At 64.6% G+C, this 18,440-nt stretch carries 19 protein-coding genes; 9 read left to right on the forward strand and 10 right to left on the reverse strand.

The genetic code is table 11. The features are described from left to right. Positions 1–17: 17 nt before the first annotated feature. Positions 18–752: a permease gene (locus J7E82_RS13140; protein ID WP_214863325.1), complete on the reverse strand. Its 735-nt coding sequence runs from the start codon at positions 750–752 to the stop codon at positions 18–20. Positions 753–1,066: 314 nt separating this feature from the next. Here J7E82_RS13140 and J7E82_RS13145 point away from each other — a divergent pair, with 314 nt between their 5' ends. From J7E82_RS13145 to asd, 8 genes are all read left to right on the forward strand, one after another. Further along, complete coding sequence (locus J7E82_RS13145) at positions 1,067–1,765, forward strand: response regulator transcription factor (RefSeq protein ID WP_214863327.1); 699 nt, start codon at positions 1,067–1,069, stop codon at positions 1,763–1,765. Positions 1,766–2,035: 270 nt separating this feature from the next. Further along, positions 2,036–3,001 carry a mycothiol synthase gene (gene mshD, locus J7E82_RS13150; protein WP_214863329.1) on the forward strand — a complete coding sequence of 322 codons (966 nt, stop codon included), beginning with the start codon at positions 2,036–2,038 and terminating at the stop codon, positions 2,999–3,001. Between the two features lie 117 nt (positions 3,002–3,118). Next, entirely contained in the window at positions 3,119–5,368 is a 2,250-nt protein-coding gene (locus J7E82_RS13155; RefSeq protein WP_214863331.1) for an RNA degradosome polyphosphate kinase, read from the forward strand. A 3-nt stretch (positions 5,369–5,371) separates the two neighbouring features. Then, positions 5,372–6,346: an NUDIX domain-containing protein gene (locus J7E82_RS13160; protein ID WP_374223613.1), complete on the forward strand. Its 975-nt coding sequence runs from the start codon at positions 5,372–5,374 to the stop codon at positions 6,344–6,346. A gap of 20 nt (positions 6,347–6,366) precedes the next feature. Continuing rightward, complete coding sequence (locus J7E82_RS13165) at positions 6,367–7,170, forward strand: thymidylate synthase (RefSeq protein ID WP_214863335.1); 804 nt, start codon at positions 6,367–6,369, stop codon at positions 7,168–7,170. After that, positions 7,167–7,757: a dihydrofolate reductase gene (locus J7E82_RS13170; protein WP_214863337.1), complete on the forward strand. Its 591-nt coding sequence runs from the start codon at positions 7,167–7,169 to the stop codon at positions 7,755–7,757. The genes J7E82_RS13165 and J7E82_RS13170 overlap by 4 nt, the downstream gene beginning before the upstream one ends. Before the next feature lie 4 nt (positions 7,758–7,761). Continuing rightward, a complete protein-coding gene (locus J7E82_RS13175; RefSeq protein WP_214863339.1) occupies positions 7,762–7,977 on the forward strand; it encodes an NF038396 family protein in 216 nt (71 codons plus the stop codon). A gap of 80 nt (positions 7,978–8,057) precedes the next feature. Next, complete coding sequence (gene asd, locus J7E82_RS13180) at positions 8,058–9,200, forward strand: aspartate-semialdehyde dehydrogenase (protein ID WP_214863341.1); 1,143 nt, start codon at positions 8,058–8,060, stop codon at positions 9,198–9,200. 122 nt (positions 9,201–9,322) lie between these two features. Here the strand turns inward: asd and J7E82_RS13185 are convergent, their stop codons facing one another. Then, the gene (locus J7E82_RS13185; protein ID WP_214863343.1) at positions 9,323–10,441 is read right to left on the reverse strand and encodes a winged helix DNA-binding domain-containing protein; all 1,119 of its coding nucleotides are present in this window, start codon (positions 10,439–10,441) and stop codon (positions 9,323–9,325) included. An 88-nt stretch (positions 10,442–10,529) separates the two neighbouring features. On the opposite strand from J7E82_RS13185, the gene J7E82_RS13190 reads away from it, so the two are divergent. Next, positions 10,530–11,024 (forward strand): hypothetical protein, encoded by a 495-nt coding sequence (locus tag J7E82_RS13190; protein ID WP_214863345.1) that lies wholly within the window; start codon positions 10,530–10,532, stop codon positions 11,022–11,024. A gap of 47 nt (positions 11,025–11,071) precedes the next feature. Here the strand turns inward: J7E82_RS13190 and J7E82_RS13195 are convergent, their stop codons facing one another. From J7E82_RS13195 to J7E82_RS13230, 8 genes are all read right to left on the reverse strand, one after another. Beyond that, positions 11,072–12,139, reverse strand: coding sequence for a UDP-N-acetylmuramate dehydrogenase (locus tag J7E82_RS13195; protein WP_214863347.1), 1,068 nt, complete (start codon positions 12,137–12,139; stop codon positions 11,072–11,074). Between the two features lie 4 nt (positions 12,140–12,143). Beyond that, positions 12,144–13,460, reverse strand: a complete 1,317-nt coding sequence (locus J7E82_RS13200; protein ID WP_374223616.1) for a sugar MFS transporter — start codon at positions 13,458–13,460, stop codon at positions 12,144–12,146. A gap of 2 nt (positions 13,461–13,462) precedes the next feature. Continuing rightward, the gene (locus tag J7E82_RS13205; protein ID WP_214863349.1) at positions 13,463–13,900 is read right to left on the reverse strand and encodes a MaoC family dehydratase; all 438 of its coding nucleotides are present in this window, start codon (positions 13,898–13,900) and stop codon (positions 13,463–13,465) included. Positions 13,901–13,902: 2 nt separating this feature from the next. After that, positions 13,903–14,364 (reverse strand): MaoC family dehydratase N-terminal domain-containing protein, encoded by a 462-nt coding sequence (locus J7E82_RS13210; RefSeq protein WP_214863350.1) that lies wholly within the window; start codon positions 14,362–14,364, stop codon positions 13,903–13,905. A gap of 64 nt (positions 14,365–14,428) precedes the next feature. Next, positions 14,429–14,653: a DUF3188 domain-containing protein gene (locus J7E82_RS13215; protein WP_214863352.1), complete on the reverse strand. Its 225-nt coding sequence runs from the start codon at positions 14,651–14,653 to the stop codon at positions 14,429–14,431. Positions 14,654–14,699: 46 nt separating this feature from the next. Beyond that, positions 14,700–15,626: a DUF2797 domain-containing protein gene (locus J7E82_RS13220; protein WP_374223614.1), complete on the reverse strand. Its 927-nt coding sequence runs from the start codon at positions 15,624–15,626 to the stop codon at positions 14,700–14,702. Positions 15,627–15,643: 17 nt separating this feature from the next. Continuing rightward, positions 15,644–16,507, reverse strand: coding sequence for a CoA ester lyase (locus J7E82_RS13225; RefSeq protein ID WP_214863353.1), 864 nt, complete (start codon positions 16,505–16,507; stop codon positions 15,644–15,646). 175 nt (positions 16,508–16,682) lie between these two features. Then, entirely contained in the window at positions 16,683–18,413 is a 1,731-nt protein-coding gene (locus J7E82_RS13230) for a glycoside hydrolase family 13 protein (RefSeq protein WP_214863355.1), read from the reverse strand. Between the last annotated feature and the right edge of the window lie 27 nt (positions 18,414–18,440).

The raw sequence follows: 18,440 nt of genomic DNA on the forward strand, positions 1-18,440 counted from the left end.
TGATGCCATCCTAACCGCTAGGAGATAAGTAGTTTGTCTATGAAGTAAGCGAGGGATCCGACAGCCCACACAGGCGCGATTCCCATCCCCAGCACGGCCGGCAGGTTCAGCCTGCCGCGCCGTAGGATGGCCATCCTGCGGAAGCTCACCAGCACTGATCCCAGGACCACGCCCACGACGGCGGCGGGCAGGACCTCGATGTCGGACCAGACCAGCCCTGCCAGGGGAGCAACGAGGCCGGCAAGCACAATCCCGAGCGGAGCGACGATCCGGTCCGGCAGGCGCAGGAGTCCTGCCATCAGTGCCACGGCCGCGCTAAGCCCGGCTACGAGCACCATTTCCTTGACTCCGGTGAACCGTGCACCCGCTATCCAGCCGGCGCCAAGGCAGTTGAGGAGGACTCCGGCACAGCAGCCGAGGGTGGATTCCAGCCGCTGGGCCTGGCCGGTTCCCCTGATGAGCTGGACCACGAAGACGGCAATGACCCCCATGGCAATGAAAGCCGGCGTCCAGTCAAGGTATCCGGGCGGAGGCAGGTAACTGGCGGAAACGGCCGAGCCAATTCCGGCCAGGCCGATGACGGCGGCAAGGGTTTTCTTTGCAGGGACGGCCAGGAAGTGCGGCCACCCCGCGCCAATTGCCGCGGCTGCGAGGACTCCGACGGCGAGCATGACCTCGCGGGTCCCGAAAGTGCTGGCCACAATGACAGCCAGTGCTGCCAGGCCAATCACCCCGATACTCCACGACTTCACTACGCCCCCCGACCTTATTGTGACCCCGACCTGTAATACCGGCCCCGCGGGGCCTCGATCACCGTCTCCGGTGGCTGAGCTTGTCCAAACCCCGGTTTCAATCCTGCCTTATGTGTCGTACGAATGCCGCAACGGACTCACAGCCGTCATCAATCCGCGTCTGCCCATAAGCCGTTAGGTATACTCAGAATTCAACTACGCTTCCCGCCGCGGTTGCCCGTTACAACGGGTCAGTCATGACGGAGAGCCGGTACCGGCCGGTGAAAGCCCGGTTCAGACGCCCAATGATGCGCGGACAGCCCTTTGGAGGAACTATGTCGCACATCCTGCTCCTGACGAACAGCACCGGCTCATCGGTGGACATCCTGCCTGCCTTGGAACTGCTGAACCACAGGGTCCACATTCTGCCGGCAGAGCCAACGGCGCTGCTCGAAACCGACCCCACCGACATCGTGTTCCTGGACGCGCGGAAAGACCTCGTCGGCGCCCGTTCCCTGACGCAGCTGCTCAAGGCAACCGGACTCAGCGCACCCCTCATGCTCATCCTCACGGAAGGCGGCATGGCGGCCGTATCCTCGGCTTGGTCCGTGGATGACATCGTCCTCGATTCCGCCGGCCCCGCCGAGGTCGAGGCCCGCATCCGGCTCGCGGTGGCACGCTCCGTCCCCGAGCAGGAGGACACCCAGAGCGAGATCCGGGCCGCCGGCGTCGTCATTGACGAGGCCAGCTACACGGCGCGGGTCAACGGCCAGCCGCTGAACCTGACGTTCAAGGAATTCGAACTCCTCAAATACCTGGCACAGCACCCCGGGCGAGTGTTCACCCGCCAGCAGCTGCTTACCGAGGTGTGGGGCTACGACTACTACGGCGGCACCCGCACCGTTGACGTGCATGTCCGTCGGCTTCGTGCCAAGCTCGGCGCGGACCACGAGAACCTGATCAGCACGGTCCGTAACGTCGGCTACCGGCTGACCCTGGTGCGGCTGCCCGAAGACGAACTGTCCGAGGCCTGAGGCTGGACGCACACGAACAGGCGGCAACACACAGACCACAAATACAGCAGGTCCGGACTCCCAGAGCCCGGACCTGCTGTGTTTTCAGTTTTCCTGGTGGAGGACATACGGGTCGAACGTATCGATGCCACCCCACTGGTGGATCCCCCTCGCATCCGTCTTCAACGAGCCGGACGAGATATAGACCTTACACGCCCGCAGGCGACCCCACAAATCCACATCCCACAAATCGGCGCACGAAAACCGGCCCGGGACAGTTAGCCTTACTGCATGAGTCCTGCACATCCGGAGAAGTGGCCCGTGCTCGTCGTCAAAGGCGCCGTCGATGAGGAACTACTGAGGGACTACACGTCGCTCGCCTCTGCCGCCGAAGAATCCGACGGGAATCCCCCGATATCGGAACAGACCTTCGTGATGCTTCGCGGGGTCGACGACGGTGACCACACGGTGTTGTCATGGGCAGCCTACGCTCCGGATGAGGAGTCTGATCCGGCGACGGCCCAGGACCTTGCGGGGTTCGCCGTCGTCGATGATGCACCCGACGGAACCGGCGTGCTGGAAATCGCGGTCCACCCGAGCTACCGCAACCAAGGCGTGGCCGGTCGCCTGCTCGGAGCCCTGCAGGAAACGCGCGGTTTCGATGGCCTGAAGGCTTGGTCTCACGGAAACCATGAGGCCGCCGCGGGCCTCGCTTCCCGTTACGGCTACGCCCCGGTAAGGAAGCTCTGGAAGATGCGGCTGATGACCTCCGTCTCCCAACTGCCAGAAGCCACTCTCCCCGAAGGGGTGACCCTGCGAACGTTCGTCCCGGGCCAGGACGAGTCGGCGTGGCTGGCCGCCAATAAGGCTGCTTTCGCCCATCACCCTGAACAGGGCTCGATGACCCGGGCCGACCTGGAGGCGCGCAAGACCGAAAGCTGGTTTGACCCCAAGGGCTTCCTGCTCGCAGAAAACGCCGATGGGGAACTACTCGGCTTCCACTGGACCAAGATTCACCCGCGACACGGGGATCATCCCGCCATCGGAGAGGTCTATGTGGTCGGAGTGACCCCGCAGGCGCAGGGAATGGGCCTCGGCAAGGCCCTGACGGTGGCAGGAATCAGGCATCTGGAGGACCAGGGCCTGCACGCCGTCATGCTGTACACCGACGCCGACAACACGGCCGCCGTGAGGCTCTATCACAGCCTCGGGTTTGTCCGCTGGGATGTCGATGTCATGTACGGTCCAGCTACCTGAGATCCGGGCCGCAAGCGCGGGGGTCTGTCCCCTGTGCTCGAGCGCGTGACATCTTTGATTCCACGTCTTCAATTGCTTGTAATGTTGAAGGGACCCGTCCTAGCCAAGGAGAAACCAATGAAAACGGACTCCGTCGGAACAGCAACTGCTGAGGCGAAGGGTGCAACCTTACCCGCGCGCTTCGGCTCTTCGGAAGTCCCGGCTGCCCGCGCAACCCAAGACCGGATCGATATCCCGGAGTTTGCGCCGAACCTGGAACCGGAAGGCGACTTCAGCCCGGACCGCTTCCTGGACAGGGAACTGAGCTGGCTGGCCTTCAATGCACGGGTCCTGGAGCTTGCCGAGGACCCCGATCTTTTCCTCCTTGAGCGGGTTGGCTTCCTTTCGATCTTTGCCTCGAACCTGGACGAGTTCTTTATGGTTCGGGTCGCCGGCCTCAAGCGCCGGATCGCTACGGGCCTGGCCGTGCCCTCCCCCGCCGGCCTGAGCCCGATCGAGGTCCTGGAGCAGATCGGTGAGGCCGCGCACAAGCTGCAGGAACGCCACGCCAGGGTCTTCGCGGAACAGATCCGTCCCGCCCTCGCCTACGAACACATCCACCTTGTGCACTGGGATGAGCTCGACGACGACGCCAAGCAGCGGCTGGGCATCATGTTCGACGAGAAGGTGTTCCCCATCCTTACGCCTTTGGCGGTGGATCCGGCCCACCCGTTCCCCTACATTTCGGGGCTGTCCCTGAACCTGGCCGTCGTCGTACGAAACCCCGTGAGCGACAAGGAACTGTTTGCCCGCGTCAAGGTCCCTGACCAGCTCCCCCGCCTGGTCTCCATCGATGGCCCCCGCGCCGGTGCTGTTCCCGGCCGCGTGGCCCGGTTCATCGCGCTTGAGGAAGTCATCGCCGTCCACCTGGACAAGCTCTTCCCCGGCATGGAAGTCCTGGAGCACCACAGCTTCCGCGTCACCCGTAACGAAGACGTCGAGGTTGAAGAGGACGACGCCGAAAACCTGCTGCAGGCCCTCGAGAAGGAACTGCTGCGGCGCCGTTTCGGCCCTCCCGTCCGGCTCGAAGTCACCACGGACATCAACCCGAACATCCGCTCGCTACTGATCCGGGAGCTCGGCGTCGAGGAATCCGAGGTGTACTCGGTGCCTGCGCCGCTGGACCTCCGCGGCCTGTCGGTGATCGCCGGAATCGACCGCGCGGACCTTCACTACCCAAAGCACGTGCCCCACACGTCCCGCTACCTGAACGAGTCGGAGACGTCGAAGGCCGCCAACGTGTTTGCGGCCATGCGGCGCCGGGACATTCTGCTGCACCACCCCTACGATTCCTTCTCGACGTCGGTCCAGGCCTTTCTTGAGCAGGCGGCCTCGGATCCTAAAGTCCAGGCAATCAAGCAGACCCTCTACCGGACCTCCGGCGACTCCCCAATCGTGGATGCGCTGATTGACGCCGCCGAGGCAGGCAAGCAGGTGCTGGCCCTCGTGGAAATCAAGGCCCGCTTCGACGAACAGGCCAACATTTCCTGGGCCCGCAAGCTTGAGCAGGCCGGTGTGCACGTGGTCTACGGCATCGTGGGGCTCAAAACCCACTGCAAGCTCTCACTGGTGGTCCGCCAGGAAGTGGACGGCCTGCGGCGCTACTGCCATATCGGCACGGGCAATTACCATCCGCGGACGGCCCGCTACTACGAGGATCTTGGGCTGCTCACGTCGAACGACCAGGTGGGCGAAGACCTGTCCAAGCTGTTCAACCAGCTGTCCGGCTACGCTCCGAAGTCCACGTTCAAGCGGCTCCTCGTAGCGCCCCGCTCGGTGCGTTCGGGGCTAATCGACCGCATCGAAACCGAAATCCGCAACTCTCGCGCGGGGATTCCCGCCCGAGTGCAAATCAAGGTCAACTCCATGGTTGACGAGGCCGTCATCGACGCCCTCTACCGGGCCTCCCAGGCCGGAGTGAAGGTGGATGTGATCGTCCGGGGCATTTGCTCGTTGCGGCCTGGAGTTCCCGGGCTCAGTGAAAACATCACTGTCCGCTCTATCCTGGGACGCTTCCTGGAGCACTCGCGGGTCTTCGCTTTCGCCAATGCGGGAGACCCTGTGGTCTATATCGGCTCGGCGGACATGATGCACCGCAACCTGGATCGGCGCGTTGAGGCGCTCGTCCAGCTGAACAGTCGCGAGGACGTCAACGTGGTCCTGGACCTGCTTCAGCTCTACCTTGACCCGGGTACATCCAGCTGGCACCTGGACAGCAGCGGCCAATGGACCCGTCATCACCTGGCCGAGGACGGTACCCACCTCCTGGATGTACAGTCCTGGCTGCTGGCTTCTAGGTCCCGCCAGCGCGCGGTGGCGCGCCGGTAGGCAATGGACTTGAAGAGCGATACCCCGCTTCCGGACCAGACGGACCGCCCCGGGGAGGAAATTGCCGTTACCGCCGCGGGAGCCATTCCGTGGCGGGCCAAGAACGGCGGCATCGAGGTGCTCCTGATCCATCGACCCAAGTACGACGATTGGTCGTGGCCGAAGGGGAAACTTGACGACGGCGAGACCATACCGGAATGCGCCGTGCGGGAAATCCGGGAGGAGATCGGCCTGGACGTTGGCTTGGGAATTCCCTTGCCGCCGATCCACTACCACGTGCCGGCCGGGCTGAAAGTTGTCCATTACTGGGCGGCCAAGGTGAACGGTGCCCCAGTGGTTCCTGACGGCAAGGAAGTGGACAGCGTCATGTGGTGCACGCCGGAACGTGCCGCGGACTTCCTGAGCAATCCCAGCGATGCGGACCCCCTGGAGTTCCTCACCAAGGCCCACGCGAACGGGGAACTCGACACGTATCCACTCGTGCTGCTGCGGCATGCGAAGGCCAAGCCGCGGTCCTCCTGGACCAAGGCGGAGGGTGACCGTCCGCTGGCGGCGACTGGTGTCCGACAGGCCCAGGCAGTCAAAGGCCTGCTGCAGGTCTGGAAGCCGCTTCGGCTGGTCACAAGTCCCTGGAAACGCTGCGTCAGCACCATAGCGCCCTACGCCAAGGTGTCCGGGGCCAAAGTCAAGCTGTCGGAGAGCCTCACGGAGCAGAGTCACAAGCGCAGCCCGAAGAAAACGGCCGCCACGGTAGAGGGGTTGTTCGACAAACAGCAGGCCATCGCACTGTGCACTCACAGACCCGCACTCCCCACTGTCCTCAAGCAGCTCGGCGAGCACATGAGCCCTTGGCTGCGGGACCTGCTTCCCACCTCCGATCCCTACCTCACCCCCGGGGAAGTCCTTGTGTGCCATGTTTCGCGCGGGAATGGCCGCAGAATTGTGGCATTGGAACAAATCAAACCGTTCGACGACTGAGCTGCCAGTAAGCTTGAGGCGTGAGCATTCCAACACCGTACGAAGACCTCCTTCGCGATGTCATGGCCAACGGCACGCACAAGTCCGACCGCACGGGGACCGGAACGCGCAGTGTTTTCGGCCGTCAGTTGCGATTCGACCTTGGCGCCGGATTCCCGCTCATTACCACCAAGCGGGTCCACTTCAAGTCCGTAGCGGTGGAGCTCCTGTGGTTCCTGCGCGGTGAATCCAATGTGAAGTGGATGCAGGAGCAGGGTGTTTCCATCTGGGATGAGTGGGCGGACGCCGACGGCGAGCTTGGCCCCGTGTACGGCGTTCAATGGCGCAGCTGGCCAACCCCGAACGGCGGGCACATCGACCAGATCTCCGAGCTCATGCAAGGGCTCCGCTCCAACCCGGATTCCCGCAGGCACATTGTCTCGGCGTGGAACGTCTCCGAAATCAAGGACATGGCGCTGCCGCCATGCCACGCCTTCTTCCAGTTCTACGTGGCTGACAGGAAGTTATCCTGCCAGCTCTACCAGCGGTCCGCGGACATGTTTCTGGGCGTGCCGTTCAACATTGCCTCGTATTCACTGCTGACCTGCATGGTGGCCCAGCAGCTTGGCCTTGAGCCTGGTGAGTTCGTGTGGACCGGTGGCGATGTGCACATCTATGACAACCACGTAGAGCAGGTCACCGAACAGCTCACACGGGAGCCTTATGACTACCCGCAGCTGAAAATTTCCCGTACGCCCGATTCGATTTTCGACTACACCCTGGATGATTTCGACGTGGTGGGCTACCGCCACCACCCGACGATTAAGGCGCCGATCGCAGTATGAGCACTCAAGAGAGCCCCGAGAGCAGCCAGTTGTCCTTCGCCGAGGAAGTAGCGGCCTCCATGACCGGCGTCGGCGTTGTTTGGGCGCAGACCAGCGGCGGCGTGATCGGCAACGCCGGCAAGATGCCCTGGCTCCTTCCGGAGGACCTTAAGCACTTCAGCAAGCTCACCACCGGCCACCCCGTGATTATGGGCCGGAAGAGCTGGCAGGCCTTGCCCGACGCCTACCGGCCGCTGCCTGGCCGCACCAACATTGTTGTCTCCCGCCAGAAGGGCTGGGGAGAGACCTCGGCAGCCGACGGCGCAATCGTAGTCTCGTCCCTGGACGAGGCGCTCCTTGAGTCCCAATTCGCGCCCGGCTCCGAGAAGGTATGGATCATTGGTGGGGGTGAGGTTTTCAGGCAATCCATGGACATCGCAGACATCGCCGTAATCACTGTGATCGATTCCGAAGCGGGCGGTGATACATATGCCCCGGATCTGGACGAACACTGGAAGCAGGACGTGTCCTATCCGCGGGAGGGCTGGTTGACCGCAGCCAACGGCACCAGGTACCGCTTCGCTCTGTGGCGCCGGTCGGAGGGCTAGGACATTGCTGAAAAAACCCGAGACGCTCTTTGTGCTGGGCTACATGCTGCTGCCCCTGTTCGCCCTGTTGTCGGCGATCGTGGGCCTCACCATGATTCTTGGCGGCAACAAGATCGCCGGCGTCATCGTGCTGGTTGTCGTGACACAGGTTTTTGCCTTCGGCGCATTCTTCGCCTTGCGGGCCCGCAAGTCCGCGCTGCTTGAGGAGACTGACCGCTAGTAAGCGCTGACGGCGGGCAGGCCAGCGTCAGGTGACGTAACCGACAGCGGTCCCTGCGTGCGAAAGCTTAGACTGGATGAATGACTACAGCAGCTAATCCGTCCGTTGGACTGGTCGGTTGGCGTGGAATGGTCGGCTCCGTCCTCATGCACCGCATGGAGGAAGAGGGCGACTTCGCCAACATCAACCCGGTATTCTTCTCCACCTCGAGCGCGGGAGGTGCCGCGCCGTCAATTGCCGGAACAGCAGAAGGCAGCGCAGGCAAGCTCGAAGACGCGTTCGACATCGAGACGCTGGCGAAGCTGCCCATTATTGTCACCGCACAGGGCGGGGACTACACCAAGCAGGTCCACGGCGAACTGCGCAGCCGTGGCTGGGACGGTCTCTGGATCGACGCAGCCTCCACGCTGCGCATGAACGACGACTCGATCATCGTTCTGGACCCGATCAACCGGGATGTCATCGACAAGGGCCTCGTCAACGGCACCAAGGACTTCGTCGGCGGCAACTGCACCGTGTCATGCATGCTCATGGGTCTCGGCGGCCTGTTCAAGAACAACCTGGTTGAGTGGGGCACCTCCATGACCTACCAGGCAGCTTCCGGTGGCGGCGCCCGTCACATGCGCGAACTTCTCAACCAGTTCGGCACGCTCAATGCCGAGGTCAGCACGGAACTGGACGACCCGGCGTCGGCCATCCTCGAAATCGACCGCAAGGTGCTGGCCCACCAGCGGACGGAGATCGACGCGACACAGTTCGGTGTCCCCCTGGCCGGATCCCTCATCCCCTGGATCGATGCGGACCTGGGCAACGGCCAGTCCAAGGAAGAGTGGAAGGCCGGCGTTGAGACCAACAAGATCCTCGGTACTTCAGCCGAGAACCACGTGATCATGGACGGGCTGTGCATCCGCATCGGCGCCATGCGTTCGCACTCGCAGGCCTTAACCCTGAAGCTGCGCGAGGACCTGTCCGTCACCGAGATCGAAAAGCTCCTGGAGGAGGACAACGAGTGGGCCAAGGTTGTGCCCAACACCAAGGAAGCCTCCATGAATGACCTCACTCCGGTGGCGGCCTCCGGCACCCTGGACATTCCGGTAGGCCGCATCCGCAAGCTCGAAATGGGCCCGGAGTACATCAGCGCCTTCACCGTTGGCGACCAGCTCCTTTGGGGCGCGGCCGAACCGCTGCGGCGCATGCTGAAGATCGCCACCGGGACCCTCTAGGCCCCGCAAGCTCCACCGCGGCCCGCCGTCGTTTCCCAGGATTGTCCAGGGAAGGACGGCGGGCCTGCTTCGTTAACTGCTGTTCAGTACGACGGCGGCCGGCGGCTTCAGTGCGTTGCGCGTCAACCAGCCATGAACTTGAGGTACTTTTCGGCCTGGAGTTCGAAGGATCGCTGGGCTGCAGCACTCAGGTCGACTCCGTCGAAGGGTTCTGGAACCACATCGCCGTTCTTCCCCGTACCGGACCGTGCCCAGGTGCCTACCACTTCCCCGCCGGAAACGATCGTTCGCTTGAACACGCCATTCCCGCCCGGTACGACCTTCTGCGCATGCTGCGGCGGGAGGACCAGGCTCCGATCCGTATACCCGAGCAGGAATTCATCGAAGCCGGGCAGGGCAAGGAGAGTGCGCTGCCCCGGCAGGACGCCATCCAACAGGGCGGCTGTTTCCGGTGAAAGCCAATAGGAGACGCCGTCGAATTCAACGTGGGCAAGCTGGCCCCTGATGGATTCCAGGGCTGCACGCACTTCAGTGATCGGCATCTGGCTCCACCAGGAAAAGTCCCGTTCAGTGGCAGGACCGTGGCTGCGAAGGTAGCGCAGCAGGAGTTCGGCGATTCCCTCCTCGCGGCCCACTGCCCGGGACTCGGGAATCCATGCGTCGAAGGGCATGAACAGTTGCTGGCCTGCTAGTTTGCCGCTGGTTCCTGCCATGGGGCCCTGGACCAGCCAGGCATGTTGGCAGAGGACCCACAGGAGGTGGATTCCGCGCTGGGCCTTGGTAACCTGCCCGCCGGCTTCGAAGGCTTCAAATAGCCGATCCCGCGTCGCTCCCTGCCCGTCGGCTGTGAGTTTTTCGGCAATTCTCCGGCACTCCTCGACGTCCTCTGCCGTGATGCCCAGCTCGCGGTGCCGGGTTGCTGCGGATTTGACCATACGCTCGGTGGTAATGCCGAGGATCCACTTCAGGTCCTCGGGGGCCAGCAGATGCAAGGTACCCCGCATAGGCCACGAGCGTACTATCGTGCCGCCGTCGAGCGCTGACCGGACGTCGGACGCCACGATACCCGGCACCCGCTGCCCCACCGCCCACAGGGCGGACTGCAAGTCCTGCGCCTGCATGGCCGTCATCCAGCGGACGGCCTCCGGAACGCTTCCGAACCCTGGTCCCAGGAGGCCCTGGCTGGCCAGCCGCAGCCGGCCCATGACTTTCCGGGTGAGCTGCTTCGAAGATTGGGCCATGCCTCATCCTAGGATCAGCACAGCGCCTCGGGGAACATCAACACCCTCCTCCCAGCGGCTGTCCAGCCGAACTCCCTAGGCTGGACGCATGTTGTTTGGTGAACTCGGTCCTCGGCTGCGCCCCCTGAGCCGAAGGCTGGCAACGGCCGGCTGGCTATGTGCAGCGGTGGGCGTCGGCGCCGGACTCGCGGTGGCAGTCGCGAGCGGCGTCCGGCTGTCCGCTGGAATGCAGCTGGTGCAGGCAACCTCGCTGGCAGCCACGATCGCCGCCGGCCTGTTGCTCAGCCTTGCGGCCGTTTGCCAGCCTCCAGCAAAACCCGTCGAGGAGCGGAAGGACGATGAAGGGTCGGCACCCTACTACTCCACCACGGGGACGCACGTCGGGAGTTTCCTCCTGGCCTCAGTGGCAATGCTTTTGGCCGTTGTCGGCTTCTCATTGGCAGGCCTGCTGCAGCCCGGCGGCCCGTCGGCGCAGAGCTCGGCGTTCAGCCAGATCTTCCTTCTGGGTGGCGCCAGCTGCGGGCTGACCTTCCTGCTGCTGCACAAGGCAGCGCCGCCGAAGCGGCGCAGCTCAGAGGAATAGGGCGGACCTGAGGCACAAGGGCGGTACTTGACGAACAACGGCAGGACCTAGAGCGCCAAACCGATCAGAAGCGGCTCTGCGTGCAGCTCAATTCCGAAGTGTTCGACGACGCCGCCGCGCACTTCGCGCGCGATAGCCACCATGTCCTGTGCAGAGGCGGCACCACGGTTAGTGATGGCCAGGGTGTGCTTTGTGGACAGGGATGCTCGTCCGCCGGAGACGCTTCCCGGCTCGAGTCCGTAGCCCTTGCCGAAGCCCGACTGGTCAATGAGCCAGGCCGCGGACAGCTTCACCAGACCGTCGCTGCCGGCAGGGTATCGAGGGGCGCCGTCAGGCAGTTCGGCTGCAACGGCTTCGGGCACTACGGGATTCGTGAAGAACGATCCCGTGGAGAATGTATCCCTGTCGGCGGCGTCAAGGACCATCCCCTTTGACGCACGGAGCTTCAGGACTTCGCGCCGGACGTCATTGGAGTAGGCCCGCGTGCCGGGCTCCACGCCCAGGACGCGGGCGAGCTCCGCGTACCGGATAGGCGCGCTCATACGGCCCAACGGCAGCTGGAACTCCACCGTGAGGACAACATAGCGGGGAGAACCGTGCACCGTGGTCTGCTTAAGGATGGAGTCCCGATAACCAAACTTGAGCTCAGAATTGGTGAACGTCTGCACTGCGTTGCGCTCGCGGTCCCAGGTACGTACGGCAGCAATAGTCTGCGAGACGTCGGCACCGTAGGCACCGACGTTCTGCACCGGCGTCGCACCGGTGGCACCCGGGATGCCTGACAGGGCTTCCAGCCCGGACCAGCCGTGCAGGACGGCGTACTCCACCAGGGCGTCCCAGTTGTGCCCGGCTTGCACCACTACCGACACGCCTCCGCACGTGTCCTCGGAGGACACGGTGAAGCCTTCGGAGGCGATCTTCAGCACGGTGCCCGGGTAGCCGTCGTCGGACACCAGGAGGTTGGAGCCGCCCCCAATGATGAGGAGGTTCTCCGATGCGGCGTCGGCGGACCTGACGGCGTCGATGATTTCAGCTTCGGTGCGCGCCTCGGCGTAGCGGCGGGCCGGGCCGCCTACCGCGGCGGTGGTGAGTTCGGAAAGCATCGTCTGGGTCACCTCATCAGCCTAGCGGGGTTTGGGGACGCACTGTTTCCGCCGACCGGCTTCGCAGGACGGGGGCGAGGGCGAAGCTCAGGGCCTGGAAGACGAGCACAGCCAGCAGTGAGTGCAGGATCCCGAAGTGCTCCGCCAGCAGGCCCAGCAGCGGAGGCCCGCCGAGGAATGCACAGTACGCGACGGTCGATACAACGGACACGCGGGCTGCCGCACGAACAGGATCGTCGGCCGCGGCTGACATGCCTACCGGAAAGCCCAGGGACGTTCCGAGGCCCCACAGCCCCAGGCCGGCGAAGGCCAGCCCCGGGGAGGGTGCAAGGACAAACACAGCCAGCCCGGCGAAGGCGATCGCGGCACAGCAGCGCATGACGACCACTCGGCCGAACCGGTCCAGCACGGTAGTCCCGACCAGCCGGCCCACTGTCATGAACGTGACGAAGATCCCGTAACCGGCCGCCCCTGCAGCCTCGGACTGGCCGTGGCCGTCCGCGAGGGCCAGGGCAGCCCAATCGCCAGCCACTCCTTCGGACAGTGCCAGGCCAAGCACCAACAGTCCCAGCAGCAAGGTCCGGGGTTCGCGCCAGGCGCGGGCCATGAGGCGCTTGCTGTCGACGGCGGTGGCGTCGGTGGTGCCCACAGCGGCGACGATCGGAATCGGCCCGGTCGAGGGGTCGTCGAAGGTGTCGATGCCCCGCGGAGCTACCATGCGACGAGTAGCGGGGCTGGTATCGGCTCGGAAGGACAGGCTGGCGAACAGCACGACGCTGGCGACAACAACTCCCACTGCCCCGAGATGCCAGGCAACGGGCAGTTGCAGGGCCGCCGCTCCTGCTCCCAGGCCAGCCCCTGCCACGGTTCCAAGGCTGAAGCCTCCGTGCAGTCGAGGCATGATCTGCCGCCCCAGGGCACGTTCCAGCGCGGCGCCTTCAACGTTCAGCGCCGTATTCCAGCTGCCGGCGCCCAGGCCAATGAGGGCCAGTCCGGCGGCGGCAACGGCGAAGCTGGAGAGAACCGTGGTCCCGACGCCCAGGCAGACCAGGCCGCTGCCGACGAGCATCCCGGCGATCCTGGCGGTTCGCGCCGACCCGAGCCGCAGGACCACCAGGCCCGACACGGACACCGCGCTGAAGGAGGCCGCCGTCAGGCAGACCAGGAGCAGCCCTACGGTACCGGGTGTAAGGTCCAGGCTGTTGCGGATAGCGGGCAGGCGGGAGACCCATGATGCCGCGGACAGGCCGCTGGCTGCGTAGGCTGCCAGCACAGAAAAGCGCCACCGGACTGTCTCAGCTTCGGTGGCGCCTGCGGTAATCGTGGAACGCAGTTTCAAGAGAGCTTCACGACCGCCTGGCACTTCATCAGTACCTTCTGGCCTGCGGCAACAACCGTGAGATCGATGCGGGCGGTGCCGGCGTCGGCGTCGAGCGCTCCCACCACGCCTGTGACATCGATGACGGCCCCGGCCCCAGCGGTTCCGGTGGTGTCCGCAACTACCACTGGCTTGGTGAAGCGGGTCTGGTAGTCGACGACGGCGGCGGGGTCGCCTGCCCAGTCCGTCACGAGCTGCACGGCGGAGCCCATGGTGAACATGCCGTGCGCGATGACGCCGGGAAGCTCGACGCTGGTGGCGAAGGCCTCATTCCAGTGGATCGGGTTGAAGTCGCCGGACGCTCCGGCGTACCTGACCAGGTCCTGCCGGGTCACGGCGATGCTGCGGCTGGCGATTTCCTGCCCGACTTCGAGCTCTGCAATGGTGGGGCTCATAGTTACTGTCCCTCTCCACGGACGAGGATGGATGACGTTGTGGTGGCGACTTTCTCGCGCTGGTTGTCGCCAAGCACGGCGGAGATTTCCGCGCGGGTGGTGATCATGGCGCCGCCGCCCATGGCCCGGACACCGTCGACGTGCAGTTCCGCGATGAGCTGGTCTCCCGCGACGATGGGCCGGTGGTGGGTGAAGCGCTGGTCGGCATGGACAACACGGCTGAAGTCGATGCCGGAATCCGGGTCTTCAATCAGCTGGGCGTCGGCACGCTGAGCGACAATGATGGCGAAGGTCGGCGGGCCGACGAGGTCGCTGTAGCCAAGGGCCTTGGCGGCTTCAACGTCGAAATGGGCGGGATGGCTCGCCTTGACCGCCTTGGCGAACTCACGGATTTTTTCACGTCCGACGTCGTACACCTCTACGGCAGGGTAACTGCGGCCCTGCAGGTCCGGATTAATACTCATGGACCAACCCTATCGGGGCTGGCCGGGGTACCCACGGTGGAAGGCCCGATATGACGAACGCTGCCTATTTCTTCAGGCCCTTCCGGATCTGCTGCCCGCGCACGACGATGCCCGTGACGTGCAGGGCCAACCCGAGCCCGATCACCGGAAGCGAGGCGAGGGCCAGCCCCTGGTTCTGCGAGGTGTTGCCCACGATGTTGAGGATGATCCCGACGGCGATGAGCCCCATGGCACTAAGGACCAGGGTTTTGTAGGTGGTTGATGCAGTTGCCCAAAATTCGTTCAGCACCAGCCAAGTCTACGTGGGCCGGGAACCATGGCGGCCGGCAGTATTGCTAGAACAGAGCATCCTGGAGGGCAGGAACGTCCGTCCGATAGTCCCCGAATTCCACCCGACGCCCCTTCAGCGAGCCAAGATCGGCGACGAAGGCACCCTCGCTGCCCGGCAAGGTGGCCAGGGCGGTGCTCCCGCAGAGGGCATGCAGTTCAAGACCGTGAGTCCCGCCGTCGAACCCCGCAGGGTACAGGTGGCGGAAAGCCGGCAACTCCTCCGGCCCGGAAGCGCACAGGTCCTCAGCCAGCGCCGGCCGCTCCCAAGGTTCTTCGACCACCTCAAAGCCGTCAAGCGCCACTCCCTCCAGCAGCGCGCGGACCTTTGCGGCATGGCTCTGGTTATGCGCGGCCAGTTCGACGCCGGTCCTGGGCTCCAGCAGGGCCGCTGCCTTCGACGCGCCGCGGACCTGCTGCACGAGCCCGAGTTCCCGGGTCACCAGGTCTTCCAGGACGCGCACCACCCGGCCGTCGTCGGCGTGTGCCACATAGCTCGCTTGCACGGCGCCCTGTTCGGCCAGCCTGTTCCACTTTCGGTGAGCGGAGGCGGTGCCGATCTTGGTGGCTCCGCCGGCGAAGGTAGCAACGTACAGCCAGTGCGGCTGCATCAGGTAGGCACGCAGGCCTTTCGGGACCGCTCCCCCGCGATGGAAGTCGTGCATGAGGCGGGAATCGTCCCGGGCGAAGCATGCGCCGCACTGCCTGCCTCGTTCTGCTGTCGCCCGCGCAGGGCAGGTTACATGCGTGCGCTGCCCAGGGCCCTGCACCTTGGTGTGCCCAAGGCACCACAGCCCGTCCTGCACTTTCAGGCCGAGGAAGGTCCCGGCTCCGACCTCCTGCTCAAGGAAGGTGCCGGGTTCCGGCTCCACCCGCAGGACGGGAGTCCCGCCGTCGGACGCCGCACCGTTCCAGGCGACTCCGTGGACCAGCACGCTACTGTGCCCAGTCCTTAGAGTGCCGGCTGGACCCCGAAGGCCACTGCGAGCTTCATGATCTTCTCGGCACGGCCAAGGCGGGGCAGGTCCGATCCGTCGCGAATAACGCGGCCATTGGCCTCGAAGTCGCTCATGAAGTCCGTGGCCCAGGCAACATCCGACGGCGTGGGGCTGATGACTTCGTTAATCACTGTTGTCTGGTCGATGGCCAGGCACAGCTTCCCGGTCATGCCCATCATGACGGTCACGCCGGTCTGCTCACGCAGGATCGGGTGGTTGGTGCCGACGGTGGGCCCGTCAATGGGACCGGGCAGGTTGCCGACGCGGCTGGCGACGACCAGCTTGGCGCGTGGGTAGGCCATGGCCTCCTGAGTGTTGGCCATGCCGGTATCGCGCCGGAAGTCTCCCGAGCCGAAAGCCAGGCGGAAGGCGCCCTGGGCGCGGGCGATGTGGTTGGCCTCTTCGATACCCAGCGCGGACTCCACCAGCGGAATGACGGGAGTCTTGCCATCCATGCGGTGAAAGCTCTCGGTGACCTGGTCCGCCGACTCGGTCTTGGCAAGCATGATGCCCAGCAGGCCGGGAGTTCCGCGCAGGCCAGCGAGGTCATCAGCCCAGAACGGGCTGATGGCGTCGTTGATGCGGACCCAGGCCTGGCCGCCGGCGGCCAGCCAGTTGACGACGTTCTCGCGGGCGGCATCCTTCTGGGAGGGGTCGACGGCGTCCTCGATGTCCAGGATGATGGCGTCCGCACGCGACACTGCCGACTGGTCGAAAAGTTCCGTCTTCATGGCGTTCACGAGGAGCCAGGAGCGGGCGATTTCTGCGGGGATCTTTCGGCTCGAGCGAATGGACTCGGCGGTGATGCTAGACGTCATGCTTCTACCGTATCCGCCCTGCCCGCACCAAAGCTAAGAAAATCGCTCCGTTGTGAGGATCAATACGAACAAAAGCTGTTGTGACTAGGACCGTTGCCCAGGTAGCTGGCAGTTGTTGTCGCCAAGCTCTTGGGTTCATGGCGACAAACAACTGCGAGCCAGGGGGTAATGGGGGCTAGTTATCGGTCAGGAGCCATGCCGTTGTGTCGGAGGGCAGCTTGCCGCCGTCGAGCGGTCCGCTGCTGACGACGACGGTGCCTTCCGGAAGCTCCACGGGCTCCGTACCGAAGTTGGTCACCGAGTGCCAGCCGCCCGGACGACTGAAGTGAAGCACCTCGGCGCTGGCGTTGGCGTGCCACAGCAGTTCCTCGGCAGCTTGCAGCCGACCACGGAGCTCCAGGGCCTTCCGGTAGAACTCGAGGGTGGAATCATCGGCACCCTCCTGCACCTCGACGGCGAAGTTTGCGAACCACTCCGGCTGCGGCAGGTGTGGCTCCCCATCGCCGAAGCCAAAGGACGAACCCTCCGGGGACCAGGGCAGAGGCACGCGGCAGCCATCACGGCCCACCTCGACGCCGGCATTGCGGAAGAAGGCAGGGTCCTGGCGATCGACATCTGGAATCTCGGCAACCTCCTGCAGTCCCAGTTCCTCACCCTGGTACAGATAGGCCGAGCCCGGCAGCGCGAACATCAGGAGCGACGCGGCGCGGGCACGACGCAGCCCTAGTTCGGCGTCGAGCTCATCCTTCGGTCCGCCGGCCAGCAGCCAGTCCTTGCCGTCCTGGCCCCTGTCCTTGCCGTCTCCGTCCTTGCCGTCTCCGTCCTTGCGACCGCCCTGGGGCAGGCCATAGCGGGTGGCATGGCGGACGACGTCGTGGTTGGAGAAGACCCAGGTGGAGGACGCGCCGGAAGCTTTCGCCTCGGCGAGGTTCTTGGTGATGACCGACCGGAACTGCGTGGCGTCGAAGTCGGCCTGCAGGAGGTCGAAGTTGAACGCCTGGCCGAGTCCTTCAGGGCTCGCATAGCGGGCGCGACGCTCGGCGTGCACCCACGCCTCCGCGACGGCGGTGCGCGGCGGGTTGTATTCGTTGAACAGCTGGCGCCATTCGGCGTAGATCTCGTGCACCTCGTCCCGGTCCCAGTACGGGTGCGCGCCCATGGCATTCTCGCCCTCCCGGGGAAGCTGGGCCTTGGACAGCAGCGGCTCAGCGAGGTCCTTGGTCAGGGCATGGGCGACATCGATCCTGAAACCGTCGACTCCCCGGTCCGACCAGAAGCGCAAGGTCTTCAGGAAGTCGTCGCGGACCTCACGGTTGGACCAGTTGAAGTCCGGCTGCTCCTTGGCGAAGATGTGCATGTACCACTGGCCTGGCGTGCCGTCCGGCTCGGTGATGCGCTCCCAGGCGGGGCCGCCGAACACGGAGTCCCAGTCGGCCGGGGGCAGCTCGCCGTTTTCGCCCAGCCCGTCCCGGAAAATGTAGCGGTCGCGGGCAGCCGAGCCCTTCGGCGAAGCCAATGCCTCCTTGAACCATTCGTGCCGGTTGGAGGAGTGGTTCGGAACGATGTCCGCGATCAGCTTGATTCCCGCCTCGTGCAGCGCGGCGGCCATCTCGTCGAAGTCGGCCAGGGTCCCCAGCTTGGGGTCCACGTTTCGGTAGTCGTCGACGTCGTAGCCGCCATCAGCGAGCGCTGACGGGTAGAACGGGCTAAGCCAGACGGCGTCGATCCCCAGGGCCTTCAGGTAGGGGACCTTCGCAGTGATGCCCTTAATGTCGCCCAGGCCGTCGCCGTTGGAGTCGTAGAAGCTGCGGGGGTAGATCTGGTAAACAGCTGCTTGACGCCACCAGTTGGGATCGGCCATGTGGTCGGAATCAGACAGGGTTGCCAGGGTGGCGGTGGTGGACAAGATATTTCCTTTTCCTGTTGTGGTTGG

This window comes from Arthrobacter sp. ISL-30 (assembly GCF_018613855.1).
GTDB lineage: Bacteria > Actinomycetota > Actinomycetes > Actinomycetales > Micrococcaceae > Arthrobacter.

What these genes read in the sequence shown, in the direction of transcription:
- asd (WP_214863341.1), top strand. Translation starts at nt 8,058, where the DNA reads ATGACTACAGCAGCTAATCCGTCCGTTGGACTGGTCGGTTGGCGTGGA.
- J7E82_RS13170 (WP_214863337.1), top strand. Translation starts at nt 7,167, where the DNA reads ATGAGCACTCAAGAGAGCCCCGAGAGCAGCCAGTTGTCCTTCGCCGAG.
- J7E82_RS13210 (WP_214863350.1), bottom strand. Translation starts at nt 14,364, where the DNA reads ATGAGTATTAATCCGGACCTGCAGGGCCGCAGTTACCCTGCCGTAGAG.
- J7E82_RS13145 (WP_214863327.1), top strand. Translation starts at nt 1,067, where the DNA reads ATGTCGCACATCCTGCTCCTGACGAACAGCACCGGCTCATCGGTGGAC.
- J7E82_RS13185 (WP_214863343.1), bottom strand. Translation starts at nt 10,441, where the DNA reads ATGGCCCAATCTTCGAAGCAGCTCACCCGGAAAGTCATGGGCCGGCTG.
- J7E82_RS13225 (WP_214863353.1), bottom strand. Translation starts at nt 16,507, where the DNA reads ATGACGTCTAGCATCACCGCCGAGTCCATTCGCTCGAGCCGAAAGATC.
- J7E82_RS13205 (WP_214863349.1), bottom strand. Translation starts at nt 13,900, where the DNA reads ATGAGCCCCACCATTGCAGAGCTCGAAGTCGGGCAGGAAATCGCCAGC.
- J7E82_RS13155 (WP_214863331.1), top strand. Translation starts at nt 3,119, where the DNA reads ATGAAAACGGACTCCGTCGGAACAGCAACTGCTGAGGCGAAGGGTGCA.
- J7E82_RS13160 (WP_374223613.1), top strand. Translation starts at nt 5,372, where the DNA reads ATGGACTTGAAGAGCGATACCCCGCTTCCGGACCAGACGGACCGCCCC.
- J7E82_RS13190 (WP_214863345.1), top strand. Translation starts at nt 10,530, where the DNA reads ATGTTGTTTGGTGAACTCGGTCCTCGGCTGCGCCCCCTGAGCCGAAGG.
- mshD (WP_214863329.1), top strand. Translation starts at nt 2,036, where the DNA reads ATGAGTCCTGCACATCCGGAGAAGTGGCCCGTGCTCGTCGTCAAAGGC.